Origin of the sequence: Escherichia sp. HH41S (genome assembly GCF_009820115.1) — a bacterium.
Taxonomy (GTDB): domain Bacteria; phylum Pseudomonadota; class Gammaproteobacteria; order Enterobacterales; family Enterobacteriaceae; genus Escherichia; species Escherichia coli_F.
On sequence record NZ_VNXE01000095.1, the window covers coordinates 38,060 to 58,364 of the forward strand.

General features: G+C 48.4%; 15 protein-coding genes and 1 tRNA gene. 11 read left to right on the forward strand and 5 right to left on the reverse strand.

The annotated features are described in order from the left end of the window. The first annotated feature begins 165 nt into the window (after nucleotides 1-165). Nucleotides 166-1,161 carry a LacI family DNA-binding transcriptional regulator gene (locus tag FQZ95_RS18065; RefSeq protein ID WP_032184766.1) on the forward strand — a complete coding sequence of 332 codons (996 nt, stop codon included), beginning with the start codon at nucleotides 166-168 and terminating at the stop codon, nucleotides 1,159-1,161. 7 nt (nucleotides 1,162-1,168) lie between these two features. Here the strand turns inward: FQZ95_RS18065 and cscA are convergent, their stop codons facing one another. Then, nucleotides 1,169-2,602, reverse strand: a complete 1,434-nt coding sequence (cscA, locus tag FQZ95_RS18070) for a sucrose-6-phosphate hydrolase (protein ID WP_160530488.1) — start codon at nucleotides 2,600-2,602, stop codon at nucleotides 1,169-1,171. 215 nt (nucleotides 2,603-2,817) lie between these two features. Between cscA and FQZ95_RS18075 the strand changes: the two genes are divergently transcribed. Next, nucleotides 2,818-3,732 carry an aminoimidazole riboside kinase gene (locus FQZ95_RS18075; RefSeq protein ID WP_001274880.1) on the forward strand — a complete coding sequence of 305 codons (915 nt, stop codon included), beginning with the start codon at nucleotides 2,818-2,820 and terminating at the stop codon, nucleotides 3,730-3,732. 71 nt (nucleotides 3,733-3,803) lie between these two features. After that, nucleotides 3,804-5,051, forward strand: a complete 1,248-nt coding sequence (locus FQZ95_RS18080; protein ID WP_001197033.1) for an oligosaccharide MFS transporter — start codon at nucleotides 3,804-3,806, stop codon at nucleotides 5,049-5,051. A 435-nt stretch (nucleotides 5,052-5,486) separates the two neighbouring features. Here FQZ95_RS18080 and FQZ95_RS18085 read toward each other — a convergent pair. Both FQZ95_RS18085 and FQZ95_RS18090 read right to left on the reverse strand, forming a co-directional pair. Further along, nucleotides 5,487-5,561: transfer RNA gene (locus FQZ95_RS18085), tRNA-Arg, on the reverse strand. 75 nt (nucleotides 5,562-5,636) lie between these two features. After that, entirely contained in the window at nucleotides 5,637-6,569 is a 933-nt protein-coding gene (locus FQZ95_RS18090; RefSeq protein WP_000368131.1) for a formate/nitrite transporter family protein, read from the reverse strand. Between the two features lie 294 nt (nucleotides 6,570-6,863). Between FQZ95_RS18090 and mlaA the strand changes: the two genes are divergently transcribed. Next, a complete protein-coding gene (gene mlaA / locus FQZ95_RS18095; RefSeq protein WP_000776770.1) occupies nucleotides 6,864-7,619 on the forward strand; it encodes a phospholipid-binding lipoprotein MlaA in 756 nt (251 codons plus the stop codon). Between the two features lie 181 nt (nucleotides 7,620-7,800). Here the strand turns inward: mlaA and FQZ95_RS18100 are convergent, their stop codons facing one another. Both FQZ95_RS18100 and fadL read right to left on the reverse strand, forming a co-directional pair. Next, nucleotides 7,801-9,000, reverse strand: coding sequence for a hypothetical protein (locus tag FQZ95_RS18100; protein ID WP_160530489.1), 1,200 nt, complete (start codon nucleotides 8,998-9,000; stop codon nucleotides 7,801-7,803). A gap of 375 nt (nucleotides 9,001-9,375) precedes the next feature. Then, the gene (fadL, locus tag FQZ95_RS18105) at nucleotides 9,376-10,716 is read right to left on the reverse strand and encodes a long-chain fatty acid transporter FadL (RefSeq protein ID WP_032184728.1); all 1,341 of its coding nucleotides are present in this window, start codon (nucleotides 10,714-10,716) and stop codon (nucleotides 9,376-9,378) included. 371 nt (nucleotides 10,717-11,087) lie between these two features. On the opposite strand from fadL, the gene FQZ95_RS18110 reads away from it, so the two are divergent. The 7 genes from FQZ95_RS18110 (at nucleotide 11,088) to FQZ95_RS18140 (ending at nucleotide 20,294) form a co-directional block, all read left to right on the forward strand. Further along, entirely contained in the window at nucleotides 11,088-11,372 is a 285-nt protein-coding gene (locus FQZ95_RS18110; protein WP_001296261.1) for a YfcZ/YiiS family protein, read from the forward strand. 179 nt (nucleotides 11,373-11,551) lie between these two features. Beyond that, a complete protein-coding gene (gene fadI / locus FQZ95_RS18115; protein ID WP_032184727.1) occupies nucleotides 11,552-12,862 on the forward strand; it encodes an acetyl-CoA C-acyltransferase FadI in 1,311 nt (436 codons plus the stop codon). Continuing rightward, nucleotides 12,862-15,006: a fatty acid oxidation complex subunit alpha FadJ gene (gene fadJ, locus FQZ95_RS18120; RefSeq protein ID WP_032184726.1), complete on the forward strand. Its 2,145-nt coding sequence runs from the start codon at nucleotides 12,862-12,864 to the stop codon at nucleotides 15,004-15,006. Before fadI ends, fadJ begins: the two co-directional genes overlap by 1 nt. A gap of 202 nt (nucleotides 15,007-15,208) precedes the next feature. Then, a complete protein-coding gene (sixA, locus tag FQZ95_RS18125; protein WP_001195813.1) occupies nucleotides 15,209-15,694 on the forward strand; it encodes a phosphohistidine phosphatase SixA in 486 nt (161 codons plus the stop codon). A gap of 546 nt (nucleotides 15,695-16,240) precedes the next feature. Continuing rightward, nucleotides 16,241-16,801, forward strand: a complete 561-nt coding sequence (locus FQZ95_RS18130; protein ID WP_032184725.1) for a fimbrial protein — start codon at nucleotides 16,241-16,243, stop codon at nucleotides 16,799-16,801. Nucleotides 16,802-16,885: 84 nt separating this feature from the next. Then, complete coding sequence (locus tag FQZ95_RS18135) at nucleotides 16,886-19,522, forward strand: fimbrial biogenesis outer membrane usher protein (protein WP_032184724.1); 2,637 nt, start codon at nucleotides 16,886-16,888, stop codon at nucleotides 19,520-19,522. A 19-nt stretch (nucleotides 19,523-19,541) separates the two neighbouring features. Continuing rightward, a complete protein-coding gene (locus FQZ95_RS18140; protein WP_032184723.1) occupies nucleotides 19,542-20,294 on the forward strand; it encodes a fimbria/pilus periplasmic chaperone in 753 nt (250 codons plus the stop codon). Nucleotides 20,295-20,305: the final 11 nt, after the last annotated feature.

Consider the following 20,305-nt stretch of genomic DNA (forward strand, 5'->3'; position numbering starts at 1 on the left):
CTCGTTGGCGAGAACAGAGGCGGAATTGGTTACAATTGTCTGGGAATTCTTGTTATTTTTTACTGTATTGTCGTGTCGGGTGATAGGACGTTGAGAATATCGCTGGATCTCGCCAGTGACGTCTGTTTCTGCTACAGTGCCCGTTTTACGGCAAACGGCTTGGGTATGGCTTCATTAAAGGATGTCGCACGCCTGGCGGGAGTGTCGATGATGACTGTCTCCCGGGTGATGCATAATGCAGAATCTGTGCGTCCTGCAACGCGTGACCGCGTATTGCAGGCAATCCAAACCCTGAATTATGTTCCTGATCTTTCCGCTCGTAAGATGCGCGCTCAGGGACGTAAGCCGTCGACTCTCGCCGTGCTGGCGCAGGATACTGCTACCACTCCTTTCTCTGTTGATATTCTGCTTGCCATTGAACAAACCGCCAGCGAGTTTGGCTGGAATAGTTTTTTAATCAATATTTTTTCTGAAGATGACGCTGCCCGCGCGGCACGTCAGCTGCTTGCCCTCCGTCCGGATGGCATTATCTATACTACAATGGGACTGAGGCATATCACGCTGCCTGAGTCTCTGCATGGTGAAAATATTGTATTGGCGAACTGTGTGGCGGATGACCCAGCGTTACCCAGTTATATCCCTGATGATTACACTGCCCAATATGAAGCAACACAGCATTTGCTCGCGGCGGGCTATCGTCAACCGTTATGCTTCTGGCTACCGGAAGGTGCGTTGGCAACAGGGTATCGTCGGCAGGGATTTGAGCAGGCCTGGCGTGATGCTGGACGAGATCTGGCTGAGGTGAAACAATTTCACATGGCCATAGGTGATGATCACTACACCGATCTCGCAAGTATACTCAATGCCCACTTCCAGTCTGGAAAACCAGATTTTGATGTTCTGATTTGTGGTAACGATCGCGCAGCCTTTGTGGCTTATCAGGTTCTTCTGGCGAAGGGGGTACGTATCCCGCAGGATGTCGCCGTAATGGGCTTTGATAATCTGGTTGGCGTCGGGCATCTGTTTTTACCGCCGCTGACCACAATTCAGCTTCCACATGACATTATCGGGCGGGAAGCTGCATTGCATATTATTGAAGGTCGTGAAGGGGGAAGGGTAACGCAGATCCCTTGCCCGCTGTTGATCCGTTGTTCCACCTGATATTATGTTACCCCAGTTGCCAGAGTGCTCCATGTTGCAGCACGGCCACTCCGTGGGCGGCATAGAGCGACAGTTCCCGTTCTTCTGGCTGCGGATAGATTCGGCTACTCATCACTGCTTCCCCGTCGTTAATAAATACTTCCACGGATGATGTATCGATAAATATCCTTAGGGCGAGCGTGTCACGCTGCGGGAGGGGAATACTACGGTAACCATCTAAATTCTCGTGTGGGTAATACCGCCACAAAACAAGTCGCTCAGATTGGTTATCAATATACAGCCGCATTCCCGTGCCGAGCTGTAATCCGTAATGTTCGGCATCGCTGTTCTTCAGAGCCCAGTGCAACTGAATCTCAACCGCTTGCGCGTTTTCCTGCAAAACATATTTGTTGCTGATTGTGTGGGGAGAGATTGATTGATGCTGCTGGCGTAACGACTCAGCTTCGTGTACCGGGCTTTGTAGGAGTTTGCCATTGCTCTCTGATAGCTCGCGCGCCAGCGTCATGCAGCCTGCCCAGCCTTCACGTTTTGAGGGCATTGGCGATTCCCACATATCCATCCAGCCGATAACAATACGCCGACCATCCTTCGCTAAAAAGCTTTGTGGTGCATAAAAGTCATGCCCATTATCAAGTTCAGTAAAATGCCCGGATTGTGCAAAAAGTCGTCCTGGCGACCATATTCCGGGTATTACACCACTTTGAAAGCGATTTCGATAATTGTATCCCTCGGCATTCATTCCCTGCGGGGAAAACATCAGATAATGTTGATCGCCAAGGCTGAAAAAGTCCGGACATTCCCACATATAGCTTTCACCCGCATCAGCGTGGGCCAGTACGCGATCGAAAGTCCATTCACGCAATGAACTGCCGCGATAAAGCAGGATCTGTCCCGTGTTGCCTGGGTCTTTCGCCCCGACTACCATCCACCAGGTGTCGGCTTCACGCCACACTTTAGGATCGCGGAAGTGCATGATTCCTTCTGGTGGAGTGAGGATCACACCTTGTTTCTCGAAATGAATACCATCCCGGCTGGTAGCCAGACATTGTACTTCACGAATTGCATCGTCATTACCTGCACCATCGAGCCAGACGTGGCCGGTGTAGATAAGTGAGAGGACACCATTGTCATCAACAGCACTACCTGAAAAACACCCGTCTTTGTCATTCTCGTCTCCTGGCGCTAGCGCAATAGGCTCGTGCTGCCAGTGGATCATATCGTCGCTGGTGGCATGTCCCCAGTGCATTGGCCCCCAGTGTTCGCTCATCGGGTGATGCTGATAAAACGCGTGATAACGATCGTTAAACCAGATCAGGCCGTTTGGATCGTTCATCCACCCGGCTGGAGGCGCGAGGTGAAAATGGGGATAAAAAGTATTCCCCCGGCGCTCGTGAAGTTTTGCTAGTGCGTTTTGCGCCGCATGCAATCGAGATTGCGTCATTTTAATCATCCTGGTTAAGCAAATTTGGTGAATTGTTAACGTTAACTTTTATAAAAATAAAGCCCCTTATCTTTATAAATGTGATTAATATCACAAATGTTAACGTTAACTATGACGTTTTGTGATCGAATGTGCATGTTTTAGTAAATCCATGACGATTTTGCGAAAAAGAGGTTTATCACTATGCGTAAGTCAGATGAATTTGAGGGAAAAAAATGTCAGCCAAAGTATGGGTTTTAGGGGATGCGGTTGTCGATCTCTTGCCTGAATCAGACGGGCGCCTACTGCCTTGTCCTGGCGGCGCGCCAGCTAACGTTGCGGTGGGAATCGCCAGATTAGGCGGAATAAGTGGGTTTATAGGCCGGGTGGGTGATGATCCTTTTGGCGCGTTAATGCAAAGAACGCTGCTAACGGAGGGAGTCGATATCACGTATCTGAAGCAGGATGAATGGCACCGAACATCCACGGTGCTTGTCGATCTGAACGATCAGGGGGAACGTTCATTTACGTTTATGGTCCGCCCTAGTGCCGATCTTTTTTTAGAGACGACTGACTTGCCCTTCTGGCGACATGGCGAATGGTTACATCTCTGTTCTATTGCGTTGTCTGCTGAACCTTCGCGTACCAGCGCATTTACTGCGATGACGGCGATCCGGCATGCCGGAGGTTTTGTCAGCTTCGATCCCAATATTCGTGAAGATCTGTGGCAAGACGAGCATTTGCTCCGCTTGTGTTTGCGACAGGCGCTACAACTGGCGGATGTCGTCAAGCTCTCGGAAGAAGAATGGCGACTTATCAGCGGAAAAACACAGAACGATCGGGATATATGTGCTCTGGCAAAAGAGTATGAGATCGCCATGCTGTTGGTGACTAAAGGTGCAGAAGGGGTGGTGGTCTGTTATCGAGGACAAGTTCACCATTTTGCTGGAATGTCTGTGAATTGTGTCGATAGCACGGGGGCGGGAGATGCGTTCGTTGCCGGGTTACTCACAGGTCTTTCCTCTACAGGATTAGAGACCGATGAGAGAGAAATGCGACGAATTATCGATCTCGCTCAACGTTGCGGAGCGCTTGCAGTAACGGCGAAAGGGGCAATGACAGCGCTGCCATGTCGACAAGATCTGGAATAGTGAGAAATAAACGGCGAGGCCGTTCTTGTCTCTGAATAGGACGTGAATATTTTAACGACAGGCAGGTAATTATGGCACTGAATATACCATTCAGAAATGTGTACTATCGTTTTGCATCCAGTTACTCATTTCTCTTTTTTATTTCCTGGTCGCTGTGGTGGTCGTTATACGCTATTTGGCTGAAAGGACATCTAGGGTTGACTGGGACGGAATTAGGTACACTTTATTCGGTCAACCAGTTTACCAGTATTCTATTTATGATGGTCTACGGCATCGTCCAGGATAAACTCGGTCTGAAGAAACCGCTTATCTGGTGTATGAGTTTCATCCTGGTCTTGACCGGACCGTTTATGATTTACGTTTATGAACCGTTACTGCAAAGCAATTTTTCTGTAGGTCTAATTTTGGGGGCGCTCTTTTTTGGCTTGGGGTATCTGGCGGGCTGCGGTCTGCTTGATAGCTTCACCGAAAAAATGGCACGAAATTTTCATTTCGAATATGGAACAGCGCGCGCCTGGGGATCTTTTGGCTATGCGATTGGCGCGTTCTTTGCTGGCATATTTTTCAGTATCAGTCCCCATATCAACTTCTGGTTGGTTTCGCTATTTGGCGCTGTATTTATGATGATCAACATGCGTTTTAAATATCAGGATCAGCAGTGCGTAGCGGCAGATGCGGGAGGGGTAAAAAAAGAGGATTTTATTGCAGTTTTCAAGGATCGAAACTTCTGGATTTTCGTCATATTTATTGTGGGGACGTGGTCTTTCTATAACATTTTTGATCAACAGCTCTTTCCTGTTTTTTATGCAGGTTTATTCGAATCACACGATGTAGGAACGCGCCTGTATGGTTATCTCAACTCATTCCAGGTTGTACTCGAAGCGCTGTGCATGGCCATTATTCCTTTCTTTGTTAACCGGGTAGGGCCAAAAAATGCATTACTTATCGGTGTTGTGATTATGGCGTTGCGTATTCTTTCCTGCGCACTGTTCGTTAATCCCTGGATTATTTCATTAGTGAAGCTGTTACATGCCATTGAGGTTCCACTGTGTGTCATTTCCGTCTTCAAATACAGCGTGGCAAACTTTGATAAGCGCCTGTCGTCGACGATCTTTCTGATTGGTTTTCAAATTGCCAGTTCGTTGGGGATTGTGTTGCTTTCAACGCCGACTGGAATACTTTTTGACCATGCAGGTTACCAGACGGTTTTCTTCGTAATTTCGGGTATTGTCTGCCTGATGTTGTTATTTGGCATTTTCTTCCTGAGTAAAAAGCGTGAGCAAATGGTGATGGAAACGCCTGTACCTTCTGCAATATAGACGTAAACTCTTTCCGGTTGTTGTCGATAGCTCTATATCCCTCAACCGGAAAATAATAATACCAAAATGCTTAGCGCGGCTAATAATCGCCTAATCCAAACGCCTCATTCATGTTCTGGAACAGTCGCTCAAATGTTCTCAGGATACGCGGTTCGCTGATTTCCAGGAAATTGTCGTAATTCAGCGACCTGTCCCGTGTATCACGGGCCTGCTAATCCATCAAGGAATGCATTGCGGAGTGAAGTATCGAGTCAAGCCAGATTTCGCGATCAGGATTCTGTGTGATGATTACATTGCCAGGCCCGGGGCTGTTTAGTCATCGCCGCACAGTGCTGAGATTTCAACCTGTTGCAGGGAAAATGAGTAGATTTAGGGCAAGTGTGCTGCCAAACCCAACTTTTACGCGGGGAAGGTAGATTTCGTTGGAAGGATAAATGGTGTCCCCTGCAGGAATCGAACCTGCAATTAGCCCTTAGGAGGGGCTCGTTATATCCATTTAACTAAGAGGACAATGCGGCATGAGTATACCCGCTAATGCTCAGCGGGGTAAGTACACTGCCGCTCGATTGCTTAAACCCTCGCCATTTATGCCGGGTTTTTATCATTTTTCTTAATGTTTTCCGCACGTTCTGCTTTTTGTCGTGCTTCTGCTTTGCGCTTGTTGCTCATGTCGTTACGGATCTGTGCATGACTCATTAACGCGAAGATAAAGGTGCCGCCGCAGATGTTTCCTGCCAGAGTAGGCAGCGCGAAGGGCCAGATGAAATCGCTCCAGTGCAGCGTGCCGTTAAATACCAGATAGAGGATTTCTACAGAACCGACAACGATGTGGGTGGTGTCTCCGAGGGCGATAAGCCAGGTCATTAATATAATCACTACAATCTTTGCCGCACCCGCTGCAGGAAACATCCATACCATAGTGGCGATCAGCCAGCCGGAAATGATCGCGTTGGCAAACATCTCACTGGGGGTGTTCTTCATCACATCCATGCCGATTTTTACAAATGCATCGCGAGTTTCTTCATTAAAGATAGGCATATATTCAAATGCCCACGCCGCAATACCTGTCCCGAGAATATTACCCAGCAGCACGACGCCCCATAACCGCATAAGTAAGCCGACGTTACTCATTGTCGGTTTTTGCATGACGGGTAGTACTGCAGTCACGGTGTTTTCGGTAAATAATTGTTGGCGGGCCATAATGACGATAATAAAGCCAAAGGTATAACCGAGATTCTCCAGCAAGAAACTGCCCGGCACGCCTTCCAGTTCGACATGAAATATCCCTTTTGCCAGTAGTGAAGCGCCCATCGACAGACCCGCCGCAATGGCTGACCACAGTAGCGCCATTGCGTCGCGTTCCAGCTCTTTTTCACCATCCTGGCGGATATGTTCATGAATTGCCATCGCCCGGGAGGGGAGTCGGTCTTCATCTATTTCTATTTTTTTGCCGCGTTCTTTTTCTTCGCTCTCAACTTCAATTTCGTCGCTGTGTTGATCAATTTTGTCGTTGTCCATGGTCTCTTCTCTTGAATTAGCACGTATAGCTAAAGCGTAGCGGCTTTTTTGCTCGCAACTGGCGGGAGTTACTCTGAAAATGTAGAAAAGGCTGTGTTTGCCTTTTTCTGTTTCTATAGAATCAAGTAGCCTACAGGGCGTCGATTACCAGGCTATGATCAAATCAGCAAATCAGGGCGTCTGGACATCAGTTGACGTGCTGTTACAATCGCCCACACCTAAACAGGCGGATACGGTATCGTTCCGTCATGGATGGCAAACTGCATAAGCCATAAAAAAAACAGGGAGACATTTATGAAGCTTCGCCTGTCGGCGCTTGCTCTTGGAACTACGCTTCTGGTGGGGTGTGCGAGTTCCGGTACAGATCAGCAAGGGCGTTCTGACCCATTAGAAGGGTTCAACCGCACCATGTACAACTTCAACTTCAATGTATTAGACCCGTATATTGTTCGACCGGTCGCAGTCGCCTGGCGTGATTATGTTCCGCAACCGGCGCGTAACGGTTTGAGCAACTTTACCGGCAACCTTGAAGAACCTGCGGTGATGGTTAACTACTTCTTGCAGGGCGACCCTTATCAGGGGATGGTCCACTTTACCCGCTTTTTCCTGAACACTATTTTGGGGATGGGCGGCTTTATTGATGTTGCGGGGATGGCGAACCCGAAACTGCAACGGACTGAACCTCACCGCTTCGGTAGTACGCTTGGTCATTATGGCGTGGGGTATGGGCCGTACGTACAATTACCGTTCTACGGAAGCTTCACGCTGCGTGATGACGGCGGTGATATGGCGGATGGTCTTTACCCGGTACTTTCCTGGCTGACCTGGCCGATGTCCGTGGGTAAATGGACGCTTGAAGGTATCGAAACCCGTGCGCAACTGCTGGATTCCGACGGCCTGCTGCGTCAGTCGTCCGACCCATACATTATGGTGCGCGAAGCGTACTTCCAGCGTCATGATTTCATCGCCAATGGCGGCGAACTCAAACCGCAGGAAAACCCGAACGCGCAAGCGATTCAGGATGAGTTAAAAGATATCGATTCTGAATAAGAAACAAATAAAAAAGGTGAGTCGCAAAACTCACCTTTTTTGTTGTTATCCCTCAATTACCACAAGTAAAAGGAGACAAACCGACAATGACCCGGACGAAATTATGTAAAAATACTGATGTTCGTCACTGACTGTTTCCGATATTCAGACGTTGAAAAATCAAAAAACTGGACAAATAATTTTAATTATCATCAAAATTAACACCCAACGCAGAGAGTTGTTTAATTTCACTTTGATATTTCATCTGGCGATTTTGAAGTCTTTTTTCAACTTTATCTTCGATTTTCTTAAACTGTTTATATTCATTTTGAGAATTGTCAACGTCAACTTCGTTAGCGAATAAAGTAGAAATTATTTCTTTTACATTATCGCGTCTAAATTTTGCATCGTCCACTTGAAAATTGTATCTTATTGCTCGACCTAAACGTTTAAAAACTTCGTTAGGTTCTCTCAGTCTTTCCCCGTTGAGCTCGTTTACAACCTGATGATCGGAACCTGTTGCAAATGACTCTGCCATGATAGCTTTACTGCTTTCAAACCACGCTGAAGCATTCCTGGCGTTTTCACTACAATATTGGGTGAGACTATCACCATTAATACGAATTCCTCTTTGAATGTGGTAGTCGTCCTGATCGTAGTAACCGAGAGATAAGTAATCATTTCCGTTTTTATTTTTAATTACAATAGCGAGAGAGTCGCCTTTTTTATCTTTACCGTACCAGGTAAATAAGTCCGTTGGTTCGCTTTTCCCGCTCTCATCAAATTTCGTTACCGTATGTCTGAGTTTGTGCGATATTTTATCGAAGATAAAACCAGGATTTCCATCATATATTTCTTTTATTGCGCTGAAGATCATTTCCTTGTTATGGATATCATGAGTATTCTCTACTACATTTTCACTGATGATGGTTTGACCGACTTTTTTGTTTTCATCGTTTGCAGGTGATTTTGTTGGTTCTTGATTATTAATACCAATAATACCATCATCAGTATATTCAGCATTATTTATATCATCATGAGTCTTCTCAACTATGTTGTCATTAATGATAGTACGGACGAGTTCTTTGTCTTTATAGTTCGCAGATAATTTTATTGGTTCTTGGTTGTCGATACCAATAGTAATATAGTCTGTATCATTGGAGCCAATATCAATATAAGTAACTGAGGAATTATTGATAATTATTCTATCAAGTTCACCGGTTCCTCGTATGGCATTTTTTATAAGCTCAAGTAGATGTTTAATACAGGTACTTATTCCTTCCTTGCCATTAAAAAGGTTTTTGAACTCTTGTACTAATCCATTAACTTCATTATTGTTATTTTCATTGGTGGATTCTGTGTAAGTAGGGCAGGTATTGTTGATTGAAACAGATGGTAGCATGATTTTATTCCACGTTGATTGATTTGTTGCAAATATATATTACCTGATAAAATAGACTATCAAAAAACGCTCATTTATTTAGAACCTATCTTTAATTTGAGTGTATGAGCGCATAATAGCCAGGGTGGTTTGAGTATCCTGGAAATTCAGAAAAGTAAACTCATTGAGAAGGACGAGCAGAACGCCTGATAATATGTCTTTCCCTTCAGGTCTGTCTGTGGATAACGCTTACAGATTTGCAAGGGCAAGCTGCCATCAGGCTGTTTGCAAAATTGTCTTATCTCAGGAGGCAAGCAATGAGGAAACTACTTTCGGTGAAGAGAGGGAGTTAAAGTCACCTGCATAGCAGGTGACTTTAACTAAGCTAACGCGTTATCAGAACGCGTAGTTAAAGTTCGTACCGAACAGCCAGGCTTTACCTTCAGACTCGAACTGATATGGCCCTTCGTTAATTTTCACGCTCTGGCCGTGCATATAAGAAACACCAACGTCGACTGAAGCATCTTTATTAAATGCGTAAGTCGTACCTGCACTCAGCCAGAAACGGTCCTGGTCCGGAATGGAGATAGAACGATTCTGTGCCGGAACTGGGCTGTCATCGAAGGCGATACCGGTGCGGAAGGTCCAGTTATCATCGTAGTAATAAGTGGTACCCAACGCGATGCGGTAAGCATCTTTAAAGCCTTCATGTTTCTGGAACAGCGTGTCGCCACTCGTTGAGGTCGCTTTCAGTTGCTGGAACTGACTCCAGCTGGTGTAAGCCAGGCTATAGTGAATTGCCCACTGCGGATCAACACGGTTATAACCCGACACTTCCCACATTTCAGGCAGGTTCAGCGTCAGATAACCCGACTGCGTTGCGCCACCTGTCGCGGTAGGAATTGGCAAACCGTAGTTATTAAAAGCCGGGTTAAGATCGCTGCTGTAGTTACCCTTGAAGTCAATTTTCACTTCAGAGCGGTAGGTCAATGCGTAGCGGTTGTTTTTATCCAGTTCGTACAGGATCCCGGCGTTCCAGCCAAAGCCCCACTGGTTACCGTTCAGGTGAGCGATTTTGGTATTACTGTCGATGCCGTTGGCGGTAGCTGCTAATGCTTGCCCCTGAGGAGTCTGCCAAGCAGGAGATTGCCTAATCTGACCAGCCACCAGTTGCCCCAGATCGCCTGCGAAACGTTCAATTTTCGCGCGAGCGTAGACGGCGTTGAAACCAAGACCAAAGCTCCATGCATTATTTAAGCGATATGCACCGCTTAAGTTCAGGTTCATGGTTTCGAGGTCGGTGGTACCACCGACAGAACCGCCTGCATAAGTATCGTTAAACTCTGTCGCCAGACCATAGTTAGAGGTAATAGAAGCCCCCCAACCAAATTGGTCGTTAATCGGTGCAACAAAGTGCATGTTCGGAACCCATGCCGTAGGCGCGATGTTATCGGCTTTCAGGCTACGACCAGACGGAGACGTTCCGCTGATATTTACGTCCGGATCAATATAAACCGCACCCGCAGAAAATGTCGGGCGGTCAAACATGGTAATCAATGCGGGGTTACGGCTAACGTTACCTGCATCATCGGCAATTGCGCCTTCCCCTGAATAAGCCCGGCCCAGGCCAGAGGAAGAAAATTCGTTTAACTGAAAGCCTGCCGACCAGGCCTGGGTGGAGATAAGTGCCACTGCGACTGCGATAGCAGACTTTGTAAACAGGGTTTTCTGGCTCATGACCATAACCTCAATGATTTATTTTTATACAAACTATGTTACGTACTGTAACAGGAGCGCGAAGTGTAGGGTCTGAGGTACATCTTAGAAATCAGACCAGTGGCGAGAGTATAGGTCGGACCAGATGGAATGTTGCAAGTATGTTTCTATTTTTTTTCAAATATGATCTAAGAAACGCGATCCAGCTGGCAAAATTTGGAGGTGGCGCACTCATGGATTCGGGTGAATTTTGTTTTAGATCATTTTTAAGTGTGATTTCGGTCACTTATCCGATTTTGCAGAATTAACAACTGGAGCAGCACTTTCCGGAAGCGTAAAATATCCACAACGTTTATCTGGCACCTTGGGTGCACATACAGAGGAAATCAACGATGAGTAAATGTAGTGCTGATGAAACCCCGGTTTGCTGCTGTATGGATGTTGGCACCATTATGGACAACTCCGACTGCACCGCGTCTTACAGCCGCGTGTTTGCAAACCGCGCAGAAGCAGAACAAACGCTGGCGGCGCTGACTGAAAAAGCCCGTAGCGTGGAATCCGAACCTTGCAAAATCACCCCGACTTTCACTGAAGAGTCTGACGGTGTGCGCCTGGATATCGATTTCACTTTTGCCTGCGAAGCTGAAATGTTGATCTTCCAGCTGGGTCTGCGTTAATTCCTCTCGGGTATATACGCCCCTGTCAGTTCATGGCTGGGGCGTTTTTATTTTCTCTTCCTCTTTTCTCTCTGTGTCATAGCTCCCACTTTCCCTTTTCTCCACTTGGCTAAATGTAAAAAAATGGTTAAGACTATGATCAGGTCAGACCACTTTATTTATTTTTACAGGGGAGTGTTATGGGTCAGGTTTTACCGCTGATTACCCGCCAGGGCGATCGTATCGCCATTGTTAGCGGCTTACGTACGCCTTTTGCCCGTCAGGCGACGGCTTTTCATGGCATTCCCGCTGTTGATTTGGGGAGGATGGTCGTAGGCGAATTGCTGGCACGCAGCGAGATCCCCGCCGAAGTGATTGAACAACTGGTTTTTGGTCAGGTCGTACAAATGCCTGAAGCCCCCAACATTGCGCGTGAAATTGTTCTTGGCACCGGAATGAATGTCCATACCGATGCTTACAGCGTCAGCCGCGCTTGTGCTACCAGTTTTCAGGCGGTTGCAAACGTCGCCGAAAGCCTGATGGCGGGAACTATTCGTGCGGGGATTGCCGGCGGGGCAGATTCCTCTTCCGTATTGCCCATTGGTGTTAGTAAAAAACTGGCGCGCGTGTTGGTGGATGTCAACAAAGCCCGCACGATGAGCCAACGACTGAAACTTTTTTCTCGCCTGCGTTTGCGTGACTTAATGCCCGTACCGCCTGCGGTGGCGGAGTATTCCACAGGCTTGCGGATGGGCGACACCGCTGAACAAATGGCGAAAACCTACGGTATTACTCGCGAACAGCAAGATGCGCTGGCGCACCGTTCACATCAGCGTGCTGCTCAGGCATGGTCAGAAGGTAAACTCAAAGAAGAGGTAATGACCGCCTACGTTCCTCCTTATAAACAACCGCTCGCGGAAGACAACAATATTCGCGGCAATTCCACGCTTGCTGATTACGCAAAGCTGCGTCCGGCGTTTGATCGCAAACACGGGACGGTAACGGCAGCAAACAGTACGCCGCTGACCGATGGCGCAGCGGCGGTGATCCTGATGACTGAATCACGGGCGAAAGAATTGGGCCTGGTGCCGCTGGGATATCTGCGTAGCTACGCATTTACCGCTATTGATGTCTGGCAGGACATGTTGCTCGGCCCGGCCTGGTCAACGCCGCTGGCGCTGGAACGCGCTGGATTGACGATGGCCGATCTGACATTGATTGATATGCACGAAGCCTTTGCCGCCCAGACGCTGGCTAATATTCAGTTGCTTGGCAGCGAACGTTTTGCGCGCGACGTACTGGGGCGTTCCCATGCTACTGGTGAAGTGGACGATAGTAAGTTTAACGTGCTTGGTGGTTCCATTGCGTACGGGCATCCCTTCGCAGCGACTGGAGCGCGGATGATTACCCAGACATTGCATGAGCTTCGCCGTCGCGGCGGTGGATTTGGCTTAGTGACCGCCTGTGCTGCGGGTGGGCTTGGTGCGGCGATGGTTCTGGAGGCGGAATAATGGAAATGGCATCAGCTTTTACTCTTAATGTTCGTCTGGACAACATTGCAGTCATAACTATCGACGTTCCCGGTGAGAAAATGAATACCCTGAAGGCGGAGTTTGCCTCGCAGGTGCGCACCATTATTAAACAACTTCGCGAAAACAAAGAATTACGTGGAGTTGTATTTATCTCAGCGAAACCGGACAACTTTATCGCCGGAGCAGACATCAACATGATCGGCAACTGCAAAACGGCGCAAGAAGCGGAAGAGCTGGCGCGGCAGGGCCAACAGTTGATGGCGGAGATTCATGCTTTGCCCGTTCCGGTTATCGCGGCTATTCATGGCGCTTGCCTGGGCGGTGGGCTGGAGTTGGCGCTGGCGTGCCACGGTCGCGTGTGTACTGATGATGCTAAAACGGTGCTCGGTTTGCCTGAAGTACAACTTGGATTGTTACCCGGTTCAGGCGGCACCCAGCGTTTACCGCGCCTGATAGGTGTCAGCTCAGCATTAGAGATGATCCTCACTGGAAAACAACTTCGGGCGAAACAGGCATTAAAGCTGGGGCTGGTGGATGACGTCGTTCCGCAATCCATTTTACTGGAAGCCGCTGTTGAGCTGGCGAAGCAGGATCGCGCATCTTCACGCCCTCTACCTGTACGCGAGCGTATTCTGGCGGGGCCGTTAGGTCGTGCGCTGTTGTTCAAAATGGTCGGCAAGAAAACAGAGCAGAAAACTCAGGGGAACTATCCGGCGACAAAACGCATTCTTGAAGTCATCGAAACCGGATTAGCGCAAGGCACCAGCAGCGGCTATGACGCGGAAGCCCGTGCCTTTGGTGAACTGGCGATGACACCACAATCGCAGGCTCTGCGTAGTATCTTTTTTGCCAGTACCGAAGTGAAGAAAGATCCGGGCAGTGATGCTCCGCCCGCGCCGTTAAATAGCGTAGGGATTTTAGGTGGTGGCTTGATGGGGGGCGGTATTGCTTATGTTACTGCTTGTAAAGCGGGCTTGCCGGTCAGAATTAAAGATATCAACCCGCAGGGCATAAATCATGCATTGAAGTACAGCTGGGATCAGTTGGAGGGCAAAGTGCGCCGCCGACATCTCAAAGCCAGCGAACGTGACAAACAGCTGGCATTAATTTCGGGAACAACGGATTATCGCGGCTTTGCCCATCGTGACTTAATTATTGAAGCGGTGTTTGAAAATCTCGAATTAAAACAAAAGATGGTGGCGGAAGTAGAGGGAAATTGCGCCACTCATACCATCTTCGCTTCGAATACGTCATCTTTACCAATTAGTGATATTGCCGCTCACGCCTCGCGGCCGGAGCAGGTTATCGGTCTTCATTTCTTCAGCCCGGTAGAAAAAATGCCGCTGGTGGAGATCATTCCCCATGCGGGGACATCGGCGCAAACCATCGCTACAACGGTAAAACTGGCGAAAAAACAGGGAAAAACGCCAATTGTTGTGCGTGACAAAGCCGGGTTTTATGTCAATCGCATTTTAGCGCCTTACATCAATGAAGCTATCCGCATGTTGACTGAAGGTGAACGGGTTGAGCATATCGATGCCGCACTGGTCAAGTTTGGTTTTCCGGTGGGACCAATCCAACTTTTGGATGAGGTAGGAATCGACACCGGGACTAAAATTATTCCTGTACTGGAAGCCGCTTATGGAGAACGTTTTAGCGCGCCTGCAAATGTTGTTTCTTCAATTTTGAATGACGATCGCAAAGGCAGAAAAAATGGTCGGGGTTTCTATCTTTATGGGCCGAAAGGGCGTAAAAGCAAAAAACAGGTCGATCCTGCTATTTATCCGCTGATTGGCGCGCAAGGGCAGGGGCGACTCTCCGCACCGCAGGTTGCTGAACGGTGTGTGATGATGATGCTGAATGAAGCTGTACGTTGTCTGGACGAGCAGGTTATCCGTAGCGTGCGTGACGGGGATATCGGCGCGGTATTTGGAATTGGGTTTCCGCCGTTTCTCGGTGGCCCATTTCGCTATATCGACGCTCTCGGTGCGGCAGAAGTGGTTGCAATAATGCAACGTCTGACCGCGCGGTACGGTTCTCGTTTTACCCCTTGCGATCGTTTAGTTGAGATGAGCGAACGTGGGGAAAGTTTTTGGAAAACAACTGCAACTGACCTGCAATAAGAAGGTCAAAGTTATATGAATCCGCGCTGAATGGCTGAGTGTTGGTCAAAATGTAAACGCATATTGACTATACTTACGCCATTGAGGTAAAAAACAGCGTTTCATTCGGTGAATGGATAAGGCACAATGCCGGCCACCGTCGTGTTTCTCTGGTTTCAGATGAAACACGACGGGCGAATCTGGTTAACAAAAGCGGTGCAATATGCAAGTTTTTATCATGCGTCACGGCGACGCAGCCCTCGATGCCGCCAGTGATTCGGTTCGTCCTCTGACCACTAATGGTTGTGACGAATCTCGCCTGATGGCGAACTGGCTGAAAGGTCAAAAAGTGGAAATCGAACGTGTTCTGGTGAGCCCGTTCCTGCGAGCCGAGCAAACACTGGAAGAAGTGGCGGATTGTATGGACCTGCCTTCCAGCGTAGAAGTTCTGCCTGAGCTAACGCCCTGTGGCGATGTTGGTCTGGTCAGTGCGTATCTCCAGGCACTGACCAACGAAGGTGTCGAATCGGTACTGGTTATCTCCCACTTACCATTAGTCGGGTATCTGGTTGCCGAGTTATGTCCGGGCGAAACGCCGCCTATGTTTACCACTTCAGCGATTGCCAGCGTAACACTTGATGAAAGTGGAAACGGCCAATTCAACTGGCAGATGAGCCCGTGTAATCTGAAGATGGCAAAAGCAATTTAAAAGCTCATATGCCCGGTTGCGTACGCGTATACCGGGCAAATTTTTTCTGTCCTAATTGTGAATATATTTTACATATCACGAATTTTATTATCTTTCTTGTTATTGAATATTGTAATAACACAGTGGAATAATGGTTTTGTATCTTGAATATAAATTAATTAATTTAATCAAGAATGAATCTTAGCAATAAATAAATGCAAAATCATTATAAATTCTTTTAGTGGTTTTTATATCCAATTCATTCATATCAGTTATGAAATTTTTCTTTTTTTTGATGGCGCGCATGTATTTATATTGAAAATCGAGAGAGATATTCTGGTTGTGTATTGATTAATTAAATCTACATAAAGTCTTTAAGTATTACTACATTGATTATTTTTAAAGATAAGACCAACATAACGACACACCAGAGAATATCTGTTTACATTCTATGATTATTTGGGACATATGATGTTCAATGGTTAACTAAAAGCGTCAGACATAATATATACAATAATATTATGTCAGTTGCTTGTATTATACATTTTAATGATTTAAGGACAAATAATGAGTAAGTTTGCCAAAACAGCCATTGCTGCCGCAATGGTGATGGGCGCAGTTGTCTCCGCGTCAGCATTTGCTGCAGGCAACAACGGTACTGCACGTTTCTACGGCACCATTGAAGACTCCCCGTGCTCTATCGTTCCAGACGATCACAAACTGGAAGTGGATTTAGGTAACATCGGTGCCGAAGTACTGAAAAACAACGGGACCACCACGCCGAAAGATTTTCAGATTCGTTTGCAGGACTGCGTATTTGATACCCAAACGAACATGGAAACGACGTTCACCGGTAACGTTTCTACGGGAAACGAGAATTACTACACCATTTTTAATACCGATACAGGTGCTGCGTTTAACAATGTAAGCCTGGCGATTGGTGATAAGCAAGGTACTTCCTATAAAAGCGGTGCTGGCATTAAACAGGCGATCGTAAATGACTCAGCAACCAATAAAGGCAAACCTAAACAGACTCTGAACTTCAAAGCCTGGTTAGTCGGTGCGACGGGTACGCCTGACCTGGGTGGTTTTGAAGCGAATACCACTTTCCAGATTACCTATCTCTAAGGTAATTCACCCCCATAGCATCTCGCTATGGGGGATTTTGGCGAGTTTTTGGACTTATTATAATAATCACGGATGAATACGTGTATGCCTGACCATTCCCTTTTCCGCTTACGGGCGCTTCCCTGGTGCGTTGCCGTGGCCATCTCTGGATGCCATATCAATGCCTGGGCTGATGAAGATATTCAGTTTGATTCCCGTTTTCTGGAATTAAAAGGCGACACGAAAATCGATCTAAAACGCTTTTCAAGCCAGGGTTATGTTGAACCGGGTAAATACAGTTTACAGGTTGAGGTGAATAAACAGCCATTACCCGGTGAATATGATATTTACTGGTATGCAACAGAAAATGATGCCAATAAGACTTACGCCTGCCTGTCGCCAGACCTGGTGGCACTGCTTGGTTTCAAAGAAGACATTGCGAAAAATTTGCAATGGGTTCACGACGGTAAATGCCTCAAGCCAGGCCAATTTGACGGTCTGGAAATGCGTGTTGATTTAAGCCAGTCCGCACTCCTTATCAGCTTGCCGCAGGCTTATCTTGAATACAGCGATGTCGACTGGGACCCTCCCTCGCGCTGGGATGATGGCATCTCAGGTTTAATTGCCGATTACAGCATCAACGCCCAAACCCGACACGAAGAAAATGGCGGTGATGACAGCAACGATATCAGCGGCAACGGTACGGTTGGCGTTAACCTCGGGCCGTGGCGCTTGCGAGCCGACTGGCAAAGCGATTATCAGCATATCCGCAGTAATGATGAAGAGACGGAAGACAGCACCGAAAGAAACTGGGACTGGAGCCGTTACTATGCCTGGCGCGCGTTACCGAGCCTGAAAGCCAAACTGGCACTCGGTGAAGATTACCTCGATTCCGATATTTTCGATGGCTTTAACTACATCGGCGGTAGTATCAGTACTGACGATCAAATGCTGCCGCCGAACCTGCGCGGCTATGCCCCGGATATTTCCGGCGTGGCCCATACGGCGGCGAAAGTCACCGTTAGCCAGGCCGGGCGCGTAATCTATGAAACCCAGGTGCCAGCCGGGCCATTCCGTATCCAGGATCTCGCCGATTTTAGCTCTGGTACGCTGCATGTGCGCATTGAAGAGGTGAACGGTCAGGTGCAGGAGTATGACATCAGCACTGCCTCCATGCCGTTCCTGACTCGCCCGGGCCAGGTGCGCTACAAAATTATGATGGGGCGACCACAGGAGTGGGGGCACCATGTGCAAGGCGGGTTCTTTTCCGGTGGCGAAGCGTCCTGGGGGATAGCAAACGGCTGGTCACTGTATGGCGGGGCGCTTGGCGATGAAAATTACCAGTCAGCCGCGCTTGGGATTGGTCGCGATCTTTCCGTTTTCGGTGCGATGGCCTTTGATATCACCCACTCGCATACCCGACTTGACGATTCGACCGCTTACGGAAAAAGCACGCTCGACGGTAACTCTTTCAGAGTCAGTTACTCCAAAGACTTTGATGAACTCAACAGCCGCGTCACCTTCGCCGGATACCGCTTCTCGGAAGAGAACTATATGACCATGAGCGAGTATCTGGACGCGAATGACAGCGCAATGGTTCGCTCAGGCAATGATAAAGAGATGTACACCGCCACTTATAACCAGAACTTCAGGGATGCCGGTGTTTCTGTTTACCTGAACTATACGCGTCACACCTACTGGGATCGTGATGAACAGACCAACTACAACGTCATGCTCTCCCACTATTTCAATATGGGCGGCATTCGTAACATGAGTATTTCTCTGACCGGTTATCGCTACGAGTATGACGACAGTGCTGACAAAGGCGTCTACATCTCCTTAAGTATGCCGTGGAGCGATAGCAGCGTTGTGAGTTACAACGGTAACTACGGTAGCGGTCCAGACAGTAGCCAGGTGGGGTATTTCAGCCGTATCGATGACGCCAGTCATTATCAGATAAACGTGGGCAACAGTGAAAACCACTCCAGCGTGGATGGTTATTACAGCCGTGACGGTTCAATGGCCCATGTGGATCTCAATGCCAACTACCATGAAGGACAGTACACCTCTGCCGGGTTGTCGCTACAGGGCGGCGCTACGCTCACGGCTCACGGTGGCGCGTTGCACCGTACTCAAAATATGGGCGGTACGCGACTGCTGATAGACGCTGACGGTGTCGCGGACGTACCGGTCGAAGGAAATGGTGCAGCGGTGTACACCAATATGTTTGGCAAAGCCGTCGTTGCCGACGTCAATAACTACTACCGTAACCAGGCCACGATTGACCTGACCAGACTGCCGGAAAACGCCGAAGCCACGCAGTCAGTGGTGCAGGCGACGCTTACCGAAGGCGCCATTGGCTACCGTCAATTTGCGGTCATCAGTGGGCAAAAGGCGATGGCTGTCCTGCGCATGAGTGATGGCAGTTACCCGCCATTTGGTGCGGAAGTGAGAAACGAACATGACCAGCAGGTCGGCCTGGTTGATGATGACGGCAACGTCTATCTGGCTGGAGTAAAAGCGGGCGAACACATGCGTGTCTCATGGAATGGCGAACCCCACTGTGAGATCTCACTGCCAGACCCGCTACCTACCGACCTGTTCAATGGCCTGTTACTGCCGTGCAAGCAACAAGGCGCTGTGATGCCTGCGGCTCCGGCAGAGATTAAACCGATGATTCAGGAACAAACGCAGCAGGTCACACCTGGCGCGGAACCCATGGCTATTTCAGCAAACCAATAACGTGATTAAGGATTGATCCATGTATACATTGACTCGCTCTGCAACACGCGCTGCCCCTGCGTTGGCGCTGCTGGTGGCGGCCGCCAGTTTTACCACCCACGCATCGGTGACGCCCGACCGTACACGCCTGGTCTTCAATGAAGGCGACAAATCTATTAGCGTCACGTTGCGCAATAACGACCCGAAGCAGCCCTACCTGGCACAAAGCTGGATGGAGGACGAAAAGGGTAACAAAATCAGTTCGCCACTTACGGTACTGCCGCCGGTACAGCGTATTGATGCGATGATGAATGGTCAGGTAAAAGTCCAGGGAATGCCGGATATCAACAAGTTACCGGCCGATCGTGAGAGCATGTTCTACTTTAACGTGCGTGAAATCCCGCCAAAATCGAACAAACCTAATACGCTGCAAATTGCCCTGCAAACGCGTATCAAATTGTTCTGGCGACCCAAGGCACTGGCAAAAATTAACATGAGAGACCCGTGGCAGCACAAGGTGACGTTAACCCGCAATGGTCAGGCGTTCACCGTCAATAACCCCACGCCCTATTACGTGATTATCAGCAATGCCAGCACACAGAAAAATGGTAATCCGGCGGCTGGGTTTACGCCGCTGGTCATGCCGCCGAAATCGTCCGCACCGTTGAATGTGAAGATGGACACTGTGCCGGTGCTGACTTACGTCAACGACTACGGCGCGCGAATGTCGCTGAACTTTAAATGCACTGGCAATAATTGCCAGGTGGATGCAGAGCAAAGCCGCAAAGGCTGATGCCGGGAGAG

What these genes read in the sequence shown, in the direction of transcription:
- mlaA (WP_000776770.1), top strand. Translation starts at nt 6,864, where the DNA reads ATGAAGCTTCGCCTGTCGGCGCTTGCTCTTGGAACTACGCTTCTGGTG.
- fadJ (WP_032184726.1), top strand. Translation starts at nt 12,862, where the DNA reads ATGGAAATGGCATCAGCTTTTACTCTTAATGTTCGTCTGGACAACATT.
- FQZ95_RS18075 (WP_001274880.1), top strand. Translation starts at nt 2,818, where the DNA reads ATGTCAGCCAAAGTATGGGTTTTAGGGGATGCGGTTGTCGATCTCTTG.
- cscA (WP_160530488.1), bottom strand. Translation starts at nt 2,602, where the DNA reads ATGACGCAATCTCGATTGCATGCGGCGCAAAACGCACTAGCAAAACTT.
- FQZ95_RS18130 (WP_032184725.1), top strand. Translation starts at nt 16,241, where the DNA reads ATGAGTAAGTTTGCCAAAACAGCCATTGCTGCCGCAATGGTGATGGGC.
- FQZ95_RS18100 (WP_160530489.1), bottom strand. Translation starts at nt 9,000, where the DNA reads ATGCTACCATCTGTTTCAATCAACAATACCTGCCCTACTTACACAGAA.
- fadI (WP_032184727.1), top strand. Translation starts at nt 11,552, where the DNA reads ATGGGTCAGGTTTTACCGCTGATTACCCGCCAGGGCGATCGTATCGCC.
- FQZ95_RS18140 (WP_032184723.1), top strand. Translation starts at nt 19,542, where the DNA reads ATGTATACATTGACTCGCTCTGCAACACGCGCTGCCCCTGCGTTGGCG.
- FQZ95_RS18110 (WP_001296261.1), top strand. Translation starts at nt 11,088, where the DNA reads ATGAGTAAATGTAGTGCTGATGAAACCCCGGTTTGCTGCTGTATGGAT.
- FQZ95_RS18135 (WP_032184724.1), top strand. Translation starts at nt 16,886, where the DNA reads ATGCCTGACCATTCCCTTTTCCGCTTACGGGCGCTTCCCTGGTGCGTT.
- FQZ95_RS18080 (WP_001197033.1), top strand. Translation starts at nt 3,804, where the DNA reads ATGGCACTGAATATACCATTCAGAAATGTGTACTATCGTTTTGCATCC.
- FQZ95_RS18065 (WP_032184766.1), top strand. Translation starts at nt 166, where the DNA reads ATGGCTTCATTAAAGGATGTCGCACGCCTGGCGGGAGTGTCGATGATG.
- FQZ95_RS18090 (WP_000368131.1), bottom strand. Translation starts at nt 6,569, where the DNA reads ATGGACAACGACAAAATTGATCAACACAGCGACGAAATTGAAGTTGAG.
- sixA (WP_001195813.1), top strand. Translation starts at nt 15,209, where the DNA reads ATGCAAGTTTTTATCATGCGTCACGGCGACGCAGCCCTCGATGCCGCC.
- fadL (WP_032184728.1), bottom strand. Translation starts at nt 10,716, where the DNA reads ATGAGCCAGAAAACCCTGTTTACAAAGTCTGCTATCGCAGTCGCAGTG.